At 43.5% G+C, this 16,737-nt stretch carries 13 protein-coding genes and 1 pseudogene; 4 read left to right on the top strand and 10 right to left on the bottom strand.

Annotated features, from left to right (window positions below; all coding sequences use genetic code 11):
• Positions 1-111: 111 nt before the first annotated feature.
• From WJM94_RS03830 to WJM94_RS03795, 8 genes are all read right to left on the bottom strand, one after another.
• Positions 112-2,373 (bottom strand): glycoside hydrolase family 3 N-terminal domain-containing protein, encoded by a 2,262-nt coding sequence (locus WJM94_RS03830; RefSeq protein ID WP_444492905.1) that lies wholly within the window; start codon positions 2,371-2,373, stop codon positions 112-114.
• A gap of 278 nt (positions 2,374-2,651) precedes the next feature.
• Complete coding sequence (locus tag WJM94_RS03825) at positions 2,652-3,176, bottom strand: YgjV family protein (RefSeq protein ID WP_444492904.1); 525 nt, start codon at positions 3,174-3,176, stop codon at positions 2,652-2,654.
• A gap of 167 nt (positions 3,177-3,343) precedes the next feature.
• Positions 3,344-3,973 carry a bifunctional 4-hydroxy-2-oxoglutarate aldolase/2-dehydro-3-deoxy-phosphogluconate aldolase gene (locus WJM94_RS03820; protein ID WP_444492903.1) on the bottom strand — a complete coding sequence of 210 codons (630 nt, stop codon included), beginning with the start codon at positions 3,971-3,973 and terminating at the stop codon, positions 3,344-3,346.
• 9 nt (positions 3,974-3,982) lie between these two features.
• On the bottom strand, positions 3,983-4,939 hold the full coding sequence (locus WJM94_RS03815; protein ID WP_444492902.1) for a sugar kinase: 957 nt from the start codon (positions 4,937-4,939) through the stop codon (positions 3,983-3,985).
• 3 nt (positions 4,940-4,942) lie between these two features.
• Positions 4,943-6,355 carry a glucuronate isomerase gene (uxaC, locus tag WJM94_RS03810; RefSeq protein ID WP_444492901.1) on the bottom strand — a complete coding sequence of 471 codons (1,413 nt, stop codon included), beginning with the start codon at positions 6,353-6,355 and terminating at the stop codon, positions 4,943-4,945.
• An 11-nt stretch (positions 6,356-6,366) separates the two neighbouring features.
• Positions 6,367-7,830 carry a mannitol dehydrogenase family protein gene (locus WJM94_RS03805; RefSeq protein WP_444492900.1) on the bottom strand — a complete coding sequence of 488 codons (1,464 nt, stop codon included), beginning with the start codon at positions 7,828-7,830 and terminating at the stop codon, positions 6,367-6,369.
• 63 nt (positions 7,831-7,893) lie between these two features.
• Entirely contained in the window at positions 7,894-9,195 is a 1,302-nt protein-coding gene (locus tag WJM94_RS03800; protein ID WP_444492899.1) for a TRAP transporter large permease, read from the bottom strand.
• Positions 9,196-9,210: 15 nt separating this feature from the next.
• Entirely contained in the window at positions 9,211-9,723 is a 513-nt protein-coding gene (locus WJM94_RS03795) for a TRAP transporter small permease (protein ID WP_444492898.1), read from the bottom strand.
• A gap of 298 nt (positions 9,724-10,021) precedes the next feature.
• Between WJM94_RS03795 and WJM94_RS03790 the strand changes: the two genes are divergently transcribed.
• From WJM94_RS03790 to WJM94_RS03775, 4 genes and pseudogenes are all read left to right on the top strand, one after another.
• A complete protein-coding gene (locus WJM94_RS03790) occupies positions 10,022-11,005 on the top strand; it encodes a TRAP transporter substrate-binding protein (RefSeq protein WP_444492897.1) in 984 nt (327 codons plus the stop codon).
• 96 nt (positions 11,006-11,101) lie between these two features.
• Complete coding sequence (locus WJM94_RS03785; RefSeq protein ID WP_444492896.1) at positions 11,102-11,893, top strand: FCD domain-containing protein; 792 nt, start codon at positions 11,102-11,104, stop codon at positions 11,891-11,893.
• Between the two features lie 131 nt (positions 11,894-12,024).
• The gene (gene uxuA, locus WJM94_RS03780) at positions 12,025-13,215 is read left to right on the top strand and encodes a mannonate dehydratase (RefSeq protein ID WP_444492895.1); all 1,191 of its coding nucleotides are present in this window, start codon (positions 12,025-12,027) and stop codon (positions 13,213-13,215) included.
• A 234-nt stretch (positions 13,216-13,449) separates the two neighbouring features.
• A pseudogene (locus WJM94_RS03775) lies at positions 13,450-13,817 on the top strand (porin); the annotation flags it as partial.
• Positions 13,818-14,100: 283 nt separating this feature from the next.
• Here the strand turns inward: WJM94_RS03775 and norW are convergent.
• Entirely contained in the window at positions 14,101-15,246 is a 1,146-nt protein-coding gene (gene norW, locus WJM94_RS03770) for an NADH:flavorubredoxin reductase NorW (RefSeq protein ID WP_444492894.1), read from the bottom strand.
• Positions 15,246-16,703: an anaerobic nitric oxide reductase flavorubredoxin gene (gene norV, locus WJM94_RS03765; RefSeq protein ID WP_444492893.1), complete on the bottom strand. Its 1,458-nt coding sequence runs from the start codon at positions 16,701-16,703 to the stop codon at positions 15,246-15,248. The genes norW and norV overlap by 1 nt, the downstream gene beginning before the upstream one ends.
• Between the last annotated feature and the right edge of the window lie 34 nt (positions 16,704-16,737).

Genomic DNA, 16,737 nt, shown 5'->3' with positions numbered 1-16,737 from the left:
TTTATCTCTCGACTTGTTGATAAACATAATGAAAGTCGAAAGGCATCAGGAGATAGAGTCCAGCGCCTTTCGGTTCTTAAGTTCTAGTTAACACTACTTTTATTTGGTCTATCAGTATCCGTCTTTTCCGTATCCAAACTCATATAGCGTATCTGCTTCCGAGTAACCAGGAGCATCGGATGCCTGATCAACGATCGCTTGAGCTTTGTTTGCTAGAGCAAACGGCAGTTTACCTTTCGGTGAGAATTGGCCTGTAAGAACGTCGAATAGAGCTTCATCGTTAGATCCAAAGGTCGCGAGAATTGCGCCCGCATTCTTAAGACCACTTTCATCATCCATGACGAACGGTTGTCGGAAGTAAACTGAAAGTACGGTATTTTCCGCTCCAACCGCGCTCATAACTTGCTGGATTTCCGCGAGGGAAGGACTGATATCCCATGTTTCAGCTGTTGCCATATTGGTGAAGTCAAGTACGTCAACTTCATCAAATTTGGCTCCACCAAAGACTAGTAAGCCAGTGTTTTTGTTTGTAACACGAACACGTATTACGGCTTTATCAGCTGTATTCATGTCTGTCACTTCCGTAAATCCGTAATCTTCAGCAACGCCTTCGTTGACACCCAGGGTGTACAGCTTCACGCTAGATGCATCTGCACCAGATGGTAGTGGAAGAAGTGAATTTTGGTTTTCTAGCAGTACGATTGACTTACGTTGCGCAAGATCGGCTTTGGCCTGATGTTCTGCACTGCCGACAATGCGGTTTGCCAGACTAGCGTCGACGTATGGATTTTCAAATAACCCTAGTTCGAATTGTACTGTCAACAGGCGCGTTACAGATTCATCAATGCGGGATTCCGGAATTTCTCCCTCTTGCACTGCACTCAGGATGTCAGCATTCAGGTGGAAACCAGAGAACACATCGGTTCCAGCATCAATTGCGATTTTAAACAGTTCGTTTTTGGACTTATCTTGAAGTCCCCAGGCACGGTTATTTTGCACAGTTTCGTCGTCTGGTAGACCAATGTTAGGCTCATTAATGATACCGGTATCCGAGTTTATTACCCCAGTGAAGCCCAATTGTTGACGTAATAGACCATCAAGAATACCAGCCGAAAATGCAACACCAACGTTACCTGTCGGTGTACCGGCAGTAGCTTCTGTGTTGTAATCGTTACTAGGAACCCTAATAGTATATTGTACGCGGCTTGAAACTACGTCAGCTAATGAGAGATCTTCCCCATCAGACGTGCTAGTTCCAACATAGAGATTAGTACCATCATCAGCGACTGTCTGACCTGCTGCTAGATCACTTAATTTCCATTCACCACCACCAACGACACCGTAGTAAGGCATGATTGATGCCACACCTGCCTTAATAGCTGCGCTAAACGGTTTTACATGATAGTCGAAATTATTGGTTGGGTAGCTTTGATGTTGACCGGCTAAATAATGTGGATCTAAACCTAGAAATTGTGGGCCGCCTCCTGGGAAGTGTTTCATAGTCAAAACAATACTTTCATTACTGACTTCTTTACCTTGTAGCTTGGTAACTAGAGCTGTCATGATATCTGCGGTTAGATCTGAATCCTCAGAGAAAGTTTCATGTACACGATACCAACGAGGCTCTGTAGACAGATCGGCCATATAACCGTACATACCGCGTAGACCAATGGCATGCCATTCTTTTCTCATGATTTCCGCAAACTCTTCGATTCCCTGCATGTTACCATCACTTAAAGCCATGGAAGCCAAACCTGCTTCTTTAGGCCATTCCGAGAATGCGCCAGCTGATACGTTAATTCCTGGTTTGGCATTTGGGTCTAAGTGATTACGCGCGTTAGACTTGAACAGAGAAGGGATACCTAAACGTGTTTTTTCACTAAGCTCTTGTACAGAGTTCATGTACTGAGCCGCTTCTTTTGGTGAAATCGGAGCACTGCTGCGGCCTGTAATTACATCACCACTTGGATTACGTTCAGAGACTTCCAACGCGTCTACCTCATCCTGAGTTAAGATAGAGTTTCGGAATATAAAGCGATTCATCTTCTGCTGCTCGATGTAATCGACATGGGTTTCGTTGGTCTGACCGTATGGTGCTGCATTCATAGTATCAATAAGCATCATGCCGACTTTCTCTTCGAGAGTCATGCGACTTACGAGATCAGAAATTCTCTCGGAAGTTGATTTACGCCAATCCTCATACGGATCAAGTTCGCCATTTTTGTTTAGGTCTTTGAACTGATAGCCGTCTTTCTCGAGAACTGTCGCTACTCGTGTCCCCAATACTGGTTGATCGTATTTGTCATTGGAGTTGCAGCCACTCAATAAAATGGCTAGCGCCAGAGGAGTAAGGCAGAAGTAAGATTTTTTCATTTGTTGTTTTCCTGTTGTAGGGTTCAGTTAAAAGTTAACAGGGATTAAATATTGATCAACCAAATAGTTTTAATATTGAGATATTGATCTACCAATTAACCAAATTGGTTGACCTAAGTGCTTTTAGGATAGGGAAATGAAACTTTGAAGCGGTGAGAAAAAAATAGATAATTTAACTTAGCTTAACTGGACTTAAATTAAACCAGCATTTTTCAATGGATTTAGTACGATGAAATATATTCAGAATATGACACCGTAATGAGTTATGTAATAAGGTATCAATCTGTAGTAACGACTTGAGTTATAGGTTGTTTTTTACTTAAATTGTATAGCCTGTATATAGTGATTAAATTCGTAAAAATAAAACATCCTTCAACCATCGAACCTCCGATTGAGCCTAACCAAATATTATGTGTTATCCAACAGAAGGAATTGAATAAAATAAATAGCCTGAGCTTAATACCTTGTTTTGTAAATAGTGCCCAAGTCGCGATAGAGGATCCGAATACTGTAATAATTTCAAAAATACTATCGACATTAGGCAATGTCATCGCCCACATCGATAGAATGAAAAACCACATGACCTTTTTAGATTGAGTTTTAATAGAGGCTAAACTTCTCAAGCCATTAAATATCACTCCAATGGTAGCAACTAATGCACCCATGAGGAAAAAATGAATGGCCATAAAAAAGCAAAATATAACCATTTGAATTCGAAAGCGACGGTCATTTTTCTGCAAAAATGCGGCTAAGCCTATGATAAAAGCTATGCCGCCAACACTTTGTGCTAACCACGTTTCCATGTGACATCTCCACATTACGAACGACTTATCGCCTCACTGACAATAAGTCGTAATAGTCAATACCGCGTAATCATCCTGATTAAGGGCTAATCAAGAGATTTTGCTAAGACTTAACGCATGCATAAACACTCTTTGTGTGTCTTATTAAAAACACTCTGTTTCACGTTTTAGGATTGAATCAACGCAACTGCTTCGCGGGTGAGCCGAGCTAATTCGTCCCAGTCTCCTTTTTCAATTAAGGATTTTTCAACCATCCAGGTACCGCCACAAGCGATTACTCGTGGGATAGCGAGATAATCGTTGATATTAGAAGGTTTAATACCACCAGTCGGCATCAGATCCAGATTGGTATAAGGCGCTAGCAAAGATTTGACCATGTTAATTCCGCCAGATGGTTCTGCTGGGAAGAACTTCATCGTGGTAAGACCCATCTCAAGAGCTGCTTCAACAGCGCTTGGGTTATTCACCCCAGGAATGATTTCGATATTGAGTTCTTGACAGGCGCGCACGGTGTTTGGATTAAAACCCGGAGAAACAATGAAGGTTGCTCCTGCTTCTTTTGCTGCAATAACCTGCTCACGGTTAAGTACGGTACCAGCGCCGATTAACATCTCTGGTTGCGACTCGCGTAGTAGGCGAATAGCTTTTTCTGCCGCTTCTGAGCGAAAAGTAATTTCGGCTACTGGCAGCCCGTTTTCAACCAACACTTTACCTAAAGGAATGATGTCCTCAGCATTGTCGATGGCAATAACAGGAATAATTTTTAGATCTTTGATTTGTTGAATAATGTCAGACATTTTTCTTCCTTATTGAGCTTTTAAAGCTGATTGAGTATAAATTTTATCGATGATCGCACCGCGATGCTGAATTACGGTTCCGGCAAGTTGGTTACCTCTATGACATGACTCGACCAATCCGTTTCCGTCTAGGTATGCCGATAGAAAGCCTCCGTTGAATGAATCACCGGCAGACGTTGTGTCGACCACCTGCTCAACAGGGGTAGTGGTGACGATGCGGGCTTCCTTTCCTGTCTCCTGAACTAAGCATCCATCCGGTCCTGTTTTGACTACACAACGGCGTACGCCGAGGCTTATCAATCGGTCAAGTGTGCGTGATGGTGTTGCATCACCCCACAATTGTTGCTCGTCATCAAACGTTACTAGTGCTAAGTCGGTCAACTGGTACATAGCTTCGTAGATGAACTTGACGGTAGCGTTATTGTCGTTTGGCCAGAGTGCTTGGCGGAAATTGCTGTCAAAGGCTATTTCCACTCCATTCTGACGTAGCTCGGATAATAAGCTCAGAAGCTCAACCCGATCCTCTTCAGGTAGAATGGCAAGGCTAATACCACTTAAGAAAACCATGTCGACGTTTGCTAATGCGGACTCGATATCGGCAATTTGGGGATGCTGCATGATATAGCGCGCCGCAGATTGATTACGCCAGTATAAAAATGTTCGTTCGCCCTGATCGTCGAGTTGAATAAGATACAGTCCTGGAGATCTATGGTGATCGCGTAGTGTAAACGACGTATCTATTCCTTCTTGCTCCCAGCGGTTAAGCATACCTTCGCTAAGAGGGTCGGTACCCAGTGCGGTAACATAAGACACTTTAATTTTTTCAGGGTGTAAATTGGCTTCACGCCCTCTACAAAGATACACGGCAGCATTAAGAGTGTCTCCGCCGTAAGTCTGTTGCATAGGGCCGAACGGCTTGCCGTTCAGCTCAATCATACACTCGCCGATAATGGCGATGTGTTTCATTGCTTAAGCCCTCTCTTCAAAATAACGTTTGGCATTACCAAAGCAAATATTCTCAACCATTGGGCCAAGCAGTGATAAGTCGTTCGGGACTTCGCCATTTTCAGCCCAGCGACCAATCATGTCACATAGAATACGGCGGAAATATTCGTGGCGGGTGTAGGATAAGAAGCTGCGAGAGTCAGTTAGCATACCGACAAACTGGCTTAGCAGGCCAAGTTGTGAGAGCTGTTCCATCTGACGCTGCATGCCGTCTTTCTGATCGTTAAACCACCAACCGGAACCAAACTGCACTTTGCCCGGAATGCCACCGCTCTGGAAGTTACCAATCATCGTTGCCATCATTTCGTTGTCTCTAGGGTTGAGGCAGTACAAAATAGTTCTAGGCAGCTCATTAGATTTATCCATCTCATCCAGCAGGTGGGCGAGTTCAAAAGCAAACGGACGATCTCCAATTGAATCGAAACCAGAATCTGCACCCAATAGTTTGAACATGCGGCTGTTGTTATTACGTTGTGCACCAATATGGAGTTGCATCACCCAACCCAATTTGGCATAGCGCTGGCCCAGCCAGACTTGAAGTGCCGTACTAAATTGAGCAACTTCTCTTTCGTTTAAAACATGACCATTAAGACGACGAGCGAGAATATCGTCTAGGACACTTTTTTCAGGGATATTAGCGAAACGAACAACTTCAATACCATGATCTGCGGCTTTGCAGCCGTGCTCGTTGAAATACTGTAAACGTATTTCTAATGCATCGCACAGTTCGTCAAAAGTGGCGATCTCTATGTCCGTAACCTCAGACAATTGAAGGATATAACCCGCGAAACTTTCTAATTCGATTTTAAATGCTTTGTCAGGACGCCAGCTCGGTAATACTGCAATATCAAAACTACTGTCTTGCGCGATAGTGCGGTGGTGTTCAAGCGAATCAATTGGGTCATCCGTAGTCCCGGCCATAACAACATTCATCTGCTGCATAATGCCACGTGCGGAGAACTCAGGTGACGCGAGCATCTCATTGCATTGGTGCCATATAGTGTCGGCATTTTCTGATCCAAATAGCGTATTATTGATGCCAAATGGGCGACGTAGTTCTAGATGAGTCCAGTGATACAAAGGATTCCCGAGTGTTTGAGGTACTGTATTGGCCCAGGCGAGGTACTTGTCGTAGTCACTTGCATCACCAGTAATCAGTTGCTCGCTAACTCCCGCGGAGCGCATGCCGCGCCATTTGTAATGATCACCGGCCAACCAAATTTGAGTCAGGTTTTCGAAGTTACGATCGTTTGCTACCTCTGCAGGATTAAGGTGGCAATGGTAATCGTAAATAGGTTGTTTACTGGCATGCTCATGGTATAGACGACGGGCGGTTTCAGTCGACAGTAAAAAATCTTCGCACATAAAAGCTTTCATCGTTAGGATCCCTATAGTGCTGCAACAGTGGCTCGTGCACCGTTATCCAGTAAGGATTGGTAAGCGCGGCTTACCGCTTCAATCACTAAAGTGTTCTGCCCAAGTTCAGGTGGGAAAATCGCCTCCACACTAAGCAAAGCTTGAACGACTGAAACATTGAGTCCATGGTAGTCACAAATAGTACGAAGTTGCTCAACCATAGGGTCTCGCACATCAATCGGGTTCTGAGCTTCATCAATACCAGAAACGTAACGCATCCATCCGGCAATGGCAGTGGCGATCAATGAAAAATCAGTGCCATTTGCAAGGTGGTATTTTAAGCTCCCCCCCATTCGTTGAGGGATTTTTTGGCTACCATCCATAGCAATTTGCCATGTACGGTGCTTAAGACTTGGGTTGGTGAAACGATCAATTAGAAGCGTCGCGTATGAATGTAAATCCGTTCCTTCCGGCATGTTGAGAGACGGAGCCTGAGCTTTCATCATCATATTGAATGCAGCTCTGCGGTAGCCCTCATCAGTCATAGTATCTGAGATGTGATCATAGCCACCAAGATAGCCAAGGTACGCAAGGAATGAGTGACTGCCGTTTAGCATTCTTAGTTTCATCTCTTCATATGGCACAACATTTTCGACAAACTCTGCTCCTGCAATATCCCAATCAGGTCTTCCCGCGACGAAATTGTCTTCGATGACCCATTGACGGAATGGCTCACAGGCAATACCACAAGGATCATCACTGCCAAGGAGAGCTGAAATTTCGGAGAGTGTTTCTTCCGTTGCGGCTGGCACAATGCGGTCAACCATAGTGCAAGGAAAAGTCACGTTGGTTTCAATCCAATCGCGGAATTCAGGATCAAGTAATTGTGCGAATTCGAGAATCGCTGCTTTTGCAACGTGTCCGTTTTCCTGAACATTGTCACAAGACATCACGGTAAACGGAGTCAAACCACGATCACGACGAAGTTTAAGTGCTTGAACGATATAGCCCAGAGCAGACTTTGGCGTTTGAGGTGTTTTTAGGTCGGCTAGAACGAGTGGGTTATTCTTATCCAGTTTGCCGGTTGCTGGATCAGCGCAGTAGCCTTTTTCTGTGATGGTCATAGAGACAATCGCCACTTGCGGTTCGGCCATTTTCTCCAGCACAGTTTGAATACCATCCAGTTCTGGGTGAAGTGACTCAGTCACAGAACCGATGACTTTAACGTCGGTTCTGTCTGCGCCTTTTTCGGCTACAGTGTAAAGATGATTTTGTGAGCGCAATGATTTGATCAAATCTTCGCCCCCAAATAGATTCACTTCGCAGATCCCCCAATCGCTGCCCGTTTTTTCCAGCATTTCATTGGTGAATAATGCTTGGTGAGCGCGATGAAATGCTCCGAAACCTAGGTGGACTATACGACTTTTTAATTTGTTGCGGTCGTACTTAGGCAGAGAAACATCGGAGTTAAGTGTGGTATTAGCAATATTTTTCATTTTTCGTCCTTAAAACTTCGCCGGGTAGAATTCGACGAAGTGGTGTTTAATCAATGAGGGGGATTAGTAGCCTAAAATTAAATTAGGTAAGAATAAGCTCAGTTCAGGAATAAAGGTCACGGCAAGCAATGCCGCAATCAGTGCGCCATAGAAAGGGAGCAGCGGCTTAATGACTTTATCGATTGAAACGTCAGCAACCGAGCAACCAATAAATAGAGCGCTACCTACGGGCGGCGTACAGATACCGATGGCGAGGTTGAACGTCATCATGATCCCGAAGTGCACGGGGTCGATACCCATATCCAACGCAATTGGAAGGAAAATTGGAGTAAAGATAAGTACGGCAGGTGTCATATCCATAAAGATACCGACGATAAGAAGAATGACGTTGATGATGAGAAGGATCATCATTGGATCTTCAGAGATCGAAAGCAGGGCATCTGCGATCATATATGGGATATCGGCATTTGCCATCGCCCAAGACATGCCCATCGAAGCGCCAACGAGCAATAAAACAATAGAGGTTGTGACCGCTGACTCAAGAACAATTTTAGGAAGCTGAGTCCACTTCACTTCACGGTAAACCAAAACAGCCAGCACAAATGTATAGACAACGGCTATGGCTGAGGCCTCTGTCGCTGTAAAAATGCCACCTATGATGCCACCCATAATAACGATGATTAGCATTAGTGATGGTGCGGCTTTCAAGAATGTATTCCATACCATTGCGAGTGTTGGTCTCTCAGCAACAGGATATCCTCTACGTTTTGCAATGAAGCCGGCAATAAGCATGATGCTTAAGCCCATCAGAATGCCAGGAATATATCCGGCTAGAAACAATGCCGCTATTGATGTGCCGCCCGAAACCAGCGAGAAAACAATTAAGGTATTACTTGGCGGGATCAAAAGGCCAGAAGGGCAGGAGGTGATGTTAACCGCCGCTGAAAAGTGCTCATCGTATCCGTCTTTTTTTTGCAGGGGTGACATTGTGCCACCTACGGCTGCGGCAGAAGCTACAGCTGACCCGGATATAGACCCGAACATCATATTAGCCATGACATTAACGTGAGCCAGTGAGCCAGGTAAGCGCCCTCCAAGTACTTTAGCGAAGTTGATTAAGCGCAGCGCGATACCGCCCTGATTCATAATATTACCCGCCAGGATAAAAAATGGGATTGCCAGCAAAGCGAAATTATCCAGGCCTGCCGCCATGCGTTGCGCTACAACTGCAATAGCTGGTTCTAAAGGTAGCCCCATTAAAATTGTTGCTAAAGATGAAAGTCCTATTGCAAAAGACACGGGTATACCAAGTGTCAGCAGCACTGCAAATGTTCCAAACAGAGTGAGTATGACTTGCCAATCCATCGTAGGGTCCTCGTATTAGTCAAATTTTGATTCGGTAGCTAAGGTGCGGCCACAAATAAGTTGTTTCACGTGCTCGTAAGAGAAAGCAGCAGAATAAAAAATCATCAGAGCGCCGCTGATGGGTAGGCAGAAATAGATATAGCCCATTTGTAAGTTCAATGCCGGAGTTACTTGACCAGTTGCTAATGTTTTCGCTGCTAGTTGTATTCCGCCATGGACAAGGACTATGTATGCAAACGCTGCAATCGCTATTTGGATAAAGAGTTCATTAATCAGTTTACGCTTGCCACTTAGTTTCATCGTCAGCAAGTCGATAGCTAAATGACGTTTCAGACCAGTGGTGTATGCAGCGCCAACTAAGGCTACCCACATAAATAGGTAACGTGCTAATTCATCTGTAATCGTACTCGGTTTACCGACGACGTAACGTGATATTACTTGCCACACTACGCAGAAAACCAGGAAGGTGGATAGAGATATAGTAAAGGCAGCTAGACCTCTGTTAATAAAACCGACCAGTCTTTTCATGTTCATTCCCTTAAATATAATGCCCACGTTTTAATAATTGGTATACCAAAGTGGGTTCATAGTCTCGTGTGTTGAATGTCAAAACACGCTGTAATCGAGAAGATTATAAAATTGTCGATAATTTTTTCACGTGAGCCGCTTCACATTTGAATTGGTTGACCAATTTGAGTGGTGTTTATGTGATATTGGTCATTTACTTGGATGTTTTGGTTGACAACTAGGGTTCTTAGTCTGATTATTGATTGCGAAACGAACATGCCCTACAAAATGGTAAACCAATAATAAAACGGAGAATTCAATGAACATGCGTAAAACTCTAGTCTTCAGCCTAGTTGGAGCAGCACTGAGTATTGGTACTATCTCTTCTGCTTATGCTTCGACGACTCTAAAGTTAAGTCACAACCATCCCCGCGATCACGCGGTACACAAAGCGATGAGTCAGTTTGCTAAAGAAGTTAAAGACTTGACTGATGGCGAGGTGAACATCCGCATCTATCCAGATGCACAACTGGGAACGCAACGCGAATCGATGGAATTGATGCAAAACGGTGCGTTGGACATGGTTAAAAGTAATGCTGCAGAACTAGAAGCTTTTTCTCCTGCCTATTCCGCTTTCAACTTACCTTATTTGTTCCGAGATAAAGAGCATTATTACAATGTAACTGGTGGTGATCTAGGGCGAGAAATTCTTGATTCTTCGCAAGAAAGTGGCTTTATCGGCGTGACGTACTACGACGCAGGTGCGCGTAGTTTTTACACGTCAAAACCTATTAACACACCCGAGGATTTGAAGGGGTTAAAAGTTCGTGTTCAGCCAAGTCCAACAGCAATCGCTATGGTTAAGTCTCTTGGTGGTAGCCCAACGCCGCTCGCTTATGGTGAGCTTTATACCGCATTGCAACAAGGCGTGGTGGATGCGGCGGAAAACAACATTCCATCGTTTAGCCTAAGTCGTCATAGTGAAGTATCAAAATACTTCAGCTTAGATGAACACACAATGGTTCCTGATGTTCTTGTTATTTCAACGAAAACCTATGACAAGCTAACAGCAGAACAGCAGGAAGCATTAATGAAAGCTGCTAAAGATTCGTCTGAATACATGAAAGAGCTTTGGGCTGAATCAGAAGCAAGTGAGCGTACAAAAGCAGAAGGTATGGGTGTGACCTTTGTTCAACCTAATAAGGCTGCTTTTGTCGCTGCCGTTCAACCAATGTACACAGAGTTAGAGAGCAGCAATCCAGAACTCAGTCAGTTGGTTAAACGTATCAAAGATGTGAAGTAGATTACTGCATATCTTTACTATCAAAAGTGTTGTACACACTTTGCATTTAAGTAGGTTGACCAATTTTATTTGGTCGCTATTATGGTGAAAATAGTTATGGACGTATTGAAAAAGATCATCATGATGCCTTTTGAGCCCAAACGACCTTACCAAGAAATAGGGTTAGTACTAAGAAAACAGCTTATTGATGGCCAATATAAGGTCGGAGACAGGCTTCCTCCTGAACGAGATATTGCTGAGCAGCTAGATGTCAGTCGAACTGTGGTTCGTGAAGCAATCATCATGTTGGAATTGGAGAACTTAGTAGAGGTTAAGAAAGGTTCTGGTGTATACGTCCTTAACGTTCCAACCCATTCTGGTTCCCGTGAAAATATCATTACTGATGATGCAGGCCCATTTGAGATGTTGCAAGCTAGGCAGTTGCTGGAAAGTAATATTGCTGAGTTTGCTGCCACTCAGGTCACTCCAGGAGACATCCTAAGAATGCGCACGGCGCTCGATCTTGAACGCCAGGAATTCGATAGTGGTGCCACTGTGAGTGAAGGGGATGCTGAGTTTCATATGTGTATTGCCCAAGCTACACAGAATTCTGTACTGGTCGACATGTTGAAACATTCGTGGGAGCGTCGCGAAAACAGTCCGATGTGGAATAAGCTCCATACTCGAATTAAAGGCATAGACTATCGTGCAGAATGGATGGAAGATCACGCCAAAATACTTTCTGCTCTTCAAAGGAAAGACCCAATAGCTGCCAAAAATGCAATGTGGCAACACCTAGAAAATGTTAAGCAGCGTTTATTAGAGCTGTCTGACGTTGATGACCCGAATTTCGACGGCTACTTATTTAGCTCAAACCCAGTTGTATCTTTGGGTAACACAAAACGATAAATAATTACCATCGGAACGTGGTTCTTCGGTCTGGACAACATTAATAGTTGTCTTTAATAAGTCGTTATAACACTTAACTTGAAGCTTGAGAGTTTTGAGCGGGTTAAGTGTGTCTTAAAAAGGTGAGTGTCATGGAACAAACTTGGCGTTGGTATGGCCCAAGCGATCCTGTTTCTTTGGATGATATTAAACAAGCAGGCGCAACGGGAATTGTAACCGCTTTGCATCATATACCAAATGGAGAAGTGTGGAGCAAAGAGGAAATCTTAAAGCGTAAAGCTATTTTGGACGAAAAAGGTTTCAACTGGTCAGTGGTAGAAAGTGTGCCAGTCCACGAAGAAATTAAAACCCGCACAGGTAAATATGCCCAATGGATTGAGAATTACAAACAGTCGCTTACCAATCTGGCTGAATGTGGGATTGATACAGTGTGTTATAATTTTATGCCTGTACTGGATTGGACTCGTACCGATCTAGAATATCAATTGCCGGACGGCTCCAAAGCATTACGTTTTGATCAAATAGAATTTGCAGCGTTTGAACTCTTTATACTAAAGCGTCCGGGAGCTGAGTCTGAATATACTGAACAAGAGCAAGCTCAAGCTAAGACATGTTTTGAAAACATGACTCAGGCTCAAATTGATAAGTTAACATCAAATATCATTGCTGGTTTGCCTGGTGCTGAAGAAGGCTACACGCTGGACGAATTTCAAGCTCGTCTTGACACTTATCAAGGTATTGATAAAGAAAAACTCCGTGAGCATATGGTGTTGTTTCTACAAGAATTGATGCCAACTTGTGAACAGTACGGGTTGAAATTAGCTGTGCATCCTGACGATCCACCTCGACCTATTCTCGGTTTGCCACGTATCGTTTCGACCATTGAAGATATTAAAGCGTTAACCAACGCGGTACCAAGTATGATGAATGGTATCACAATGTGCACTGGATCTTATGGTGTGCGTGGAGATAACGATTTAGTTCATATGATTGAAACATATGGCGATCGTATTTACTTTACTCATCTTCGCTCAACGCTTAGAGAACAAAGTAATCCAATGAGTTTTCATGAAGCGGCACATTTGGATGGAGATGTTGACATGTATAATGTCATCAACGCGCTGCTCAAAGAGGAATATCGTCGAGAACAAGCGGGAAATATTCGCTTGATTCCAATGCGTCCCGACCATGGCCATCAAATGATCGATGACTTGAAAAAGAAAACTAACCCAGGGTATTCCTGTATTGGCCGTCTGAAAGGCTTAGCAGAAATTCGTGGCGTTGAATTAGCATTGAAACGAGCTTTTTACACGAACAAATAAGCTCCTCCCAGCACTTGCATTACTTTTTGATTTTTATTTTTCTGCCGCCATACGGCGGCTCTTTTTTTTCTCTCGTTATTAATAAATTAATATTATCAGTTTTAATATGAATTTTATTAAAGTATTAATTTAATACTTTAAAGTTCGTATAGATAATAATTAAAGTAAAATTAAATAATTGAATACCTACATTTTAGTTTATCAATAACAAGGAAGTAAAAATGAAAAAAAACTATATTATTTGCCGCTATAACTACAGTTTTGATATCAGGTTCTGCAATATCCGAAACGGTCTATAAAAGTGAAGGTACGGAGTTGAATATAGGCGGTCGACTGGAATTTCGTGGTGACTTTAACGAAGCAGAAAGCGGAGAAGAGATTGACGGGACGATGAAAAACAAAAGTCGTGCACGATTGAATATCAAAGGTGAAACTGAATTATCTAGTGAGTTGAAGGGCTTCGGATTCTGGGAGTCAGAGCAGACGGTTATGGTGCATCTGCTATTTATATGACACCGTTTGGTCTGAATATTGAGTTAGGATACTCAGCAAATGACAACGGTGTAGGTTTGGGGTCAGCAGATCAGATTATTGCAGGTTTAGCTTTGTGTACGTAGATCTTTAGCATCAATCTTTTGAGCAGGTTGTAAAATTTGAGGTGTCGGTGCAGATTGTGGTGGCAGCCATTGACTAATGGTATGTCAGTTCTAGGCTACATAATTACCCCGCCTGGAAATTGATATTGAACTGAGCATCATTACTCAGCTCAACAATATGCTAATAATGTGGTGTGCTGGTAGTAACGTATACCACCGGAATAACGTTCGTAACTTCTGACGCAGTTATGTGTTTACCAGCAAACCTGTATTTGTTTTTAGTTGTCATTTATGCGTATCTGGTTTGCACCTCTCTTAACAGTGGAAATGCCTGATTAACATTGTCCTTAGTAACGACAAAACCAGTCATACGTTGCTCCTGATCATAAGCCTTAGCGATCACGCCCTGTTCAGATAAACTTACCTGCCAACTGGAGTCAGAGTTATGGTGTCCGCCCAGCTGGATAGGATAGTTTGGTGTTTTCACTTTCACCATCATGGCAGGTATATTCAATGAGGTACTGTCAGATAGCAGTGTACTCGCCAACGTATTTGCACTAAGGATAATTGGCTGAAGAAATGACATCACCTTCCCATCTATTTCGGCACAGTCGCCCAGAGCATAGACATCTTCTATTGAGGTTCTTAATTGCTTGTTAACCACTATGCCTCGATTCACTTCTGCTCCGGTTTCCTGGGCTAGTTTGATGTTGGGTGCTAATCCGGCGGCAGAGACGATGCAGTCTGTCTGGTATCGTGAACCTTTACTCGTTGTGGCAATCAGACCGCTATCGCTACGCTCAATAGAGGTGACATAGTCCAGACACTCAATCTGAACGCCGTCGCTGCGTAATTGCTTTTCAAGAGCTGTGGCGACAAAGTCAGGGAGCAGGTTTGTCATCAGGTGAGCACCAGGCTCCAGAATTTTGACTTGTTTACCACTGGCAGCAAGATCCATTGCCAGCTCTGTACCGATAAGACCTCCGCCCATGATCAGAATGTGTTTTGCATCGGCAATACGCTGTTCAGAAGTACGGTATTCCTCCAGACTATTTAGCGTAATAATCTCTCCGGCAGCGTCACCATTTAATGCAGGAACAAATGTTTTTGCACCCGTTGCCAGAACAAGTTTGGAATAACGATAATAAGTACCATTGGCTGTTATCGTGTGAGTTTTCGTGTCTATCTTATCTACTCTGGTATTGGCGAAAAGCTCAATTTGATGCTGTGCAGCAAACTCTTTTCCCTTCATAGATATAAGATCGTCAGCACTGTTCTGGCGAGTAAATACATGGCTCAGATCTGGTTTGTTGTACTCGTCTCCGTTATCAGAAGTAAATAACTGGATAGACATATCGCTATTTTTACGGCGTAGTGTTTTTACCAGTTGGTAAGCGGCAAAGCCGCTACCAATTATAATCAAAGGAGCATTCATTAAGCTGCCTCCTTGTTCTCTTTTGAGTATTCAACGAAAACCTCTTTGCCCAGATTACATTCAGGGCACAGGAAGTAATCTGGTACGTCCTCCCATCTTGTGCCTGGCTCTACGCCCTGCTTGATTTCACCGATAGTAGGATCGTAAACCCAGTTACAAACCGTGCAGATCATGCACTGGCAATCTGTTGGATGTGTACTGGTGTCAGAAGACTCTGTAATTTCAGTTGGTGTCGGTTCTGGTTTTACCTGAGTTTCGCTGTTTATTGCCCACAGCTTAGCAATCTGGCGGCCATGTTCACGACATTCACGCATTGCATTACCATCGGGACGCCACTTTGTTTTCAGGCTTAACGCTGTTTCAAATCCGGCGTCTGTTAAACGGGCGTGAATGCGGTCAACGGCTCCACCATTCCAGCCATAACTGCCAAATGCTGCGGCTTTTTTGTTTTTGAATCTCAGCCCTGTGATCTCTTCAAGCATGCCTGCAATCTTTGGCATCATCACATTGTTCATTGTGGATGAGCCAACGAATATACCTTTAGAACGGAATACGTTAGCCAGGATTTCATTTTTATCGTGTTTAGACACGTTAAATACTTTAACTGCTACTTTCGGGTCAACATCATAAAACCCCTGAGCAATGGCGTCGGCCATCATGCGGGTATTGTTAGACATAGAATCGTACAGAATGGTGATTCGGTCTTCCTGATAATTATCTGCCCACTCAAGGTATTGGTGCACAATCTGAGTTGGATTGTCGCGCCACACGATACCGTGAGAGGTTGCGATCATATCTACCGGAAGATTAAAACTGAGAACTTCTTTAATCTTTGCGGTGACCAGGCTGCTAAATGGAGTCAGGATATTGGAGTAGTAACGAAGACACTGCTCCATCAACTCGCTCTGATCTACCTCGTCGTTAAACAGATGTTCGTCGCAGTAATGTTGACCAAAAGCATCGTTACTGAACAGAACGGCATCATCCGTTAAATAGGTCATCATACTGTCCGGCCAATGTAGCATCGGGGCTTCAATAAAAATGAGTTGCTTACCGTTACCGATATCAATGGAATCGCCGGTTTTAACCGTTCTGAAATTCCACTCAGGATGGTGATGGTGACCAACAATAGAGTCGATCGCCGCTTCTGTACAATAGATTGGCGTACCGGGTATTTTATCCATTAGGGCAGACAGAGCACCTGAGTGATCTTCTTCAGCATGGTTTACAACGATAAAGTCGATGTCGTTCAAATCTATTTCCATCTCCAGATTCTGAAGGAATTGGTAACTGAAACGGTGATCAACGGTATCGATTAGTACGGTTTTTTCCTCACGAATAAGGTAACTGTTGTAGCTGGTTCCTTTCGTTATTTTATATTCTGTACCATGAAAGTCCTGAACCTCCCAGTCACGTTGGCCAACCCAGTGAATATTGTTTTTTACATGAATCGTCATTTTTTCTCTTACCTTAAAACAGTTATAACACTTG

It is taken from the genome of Vibrio sp. YIC-376 (genome assembly GCF_052353105.1).
Taxonomy (GTDB): Bacteria; Pseudomonadota; Gammaproteobacteria; order Enterobacterales; family Vibrionaceae; genus Vibrio.
This window is presented reverse-complemented; position numbering and strand designations above follow the sequence as displayed.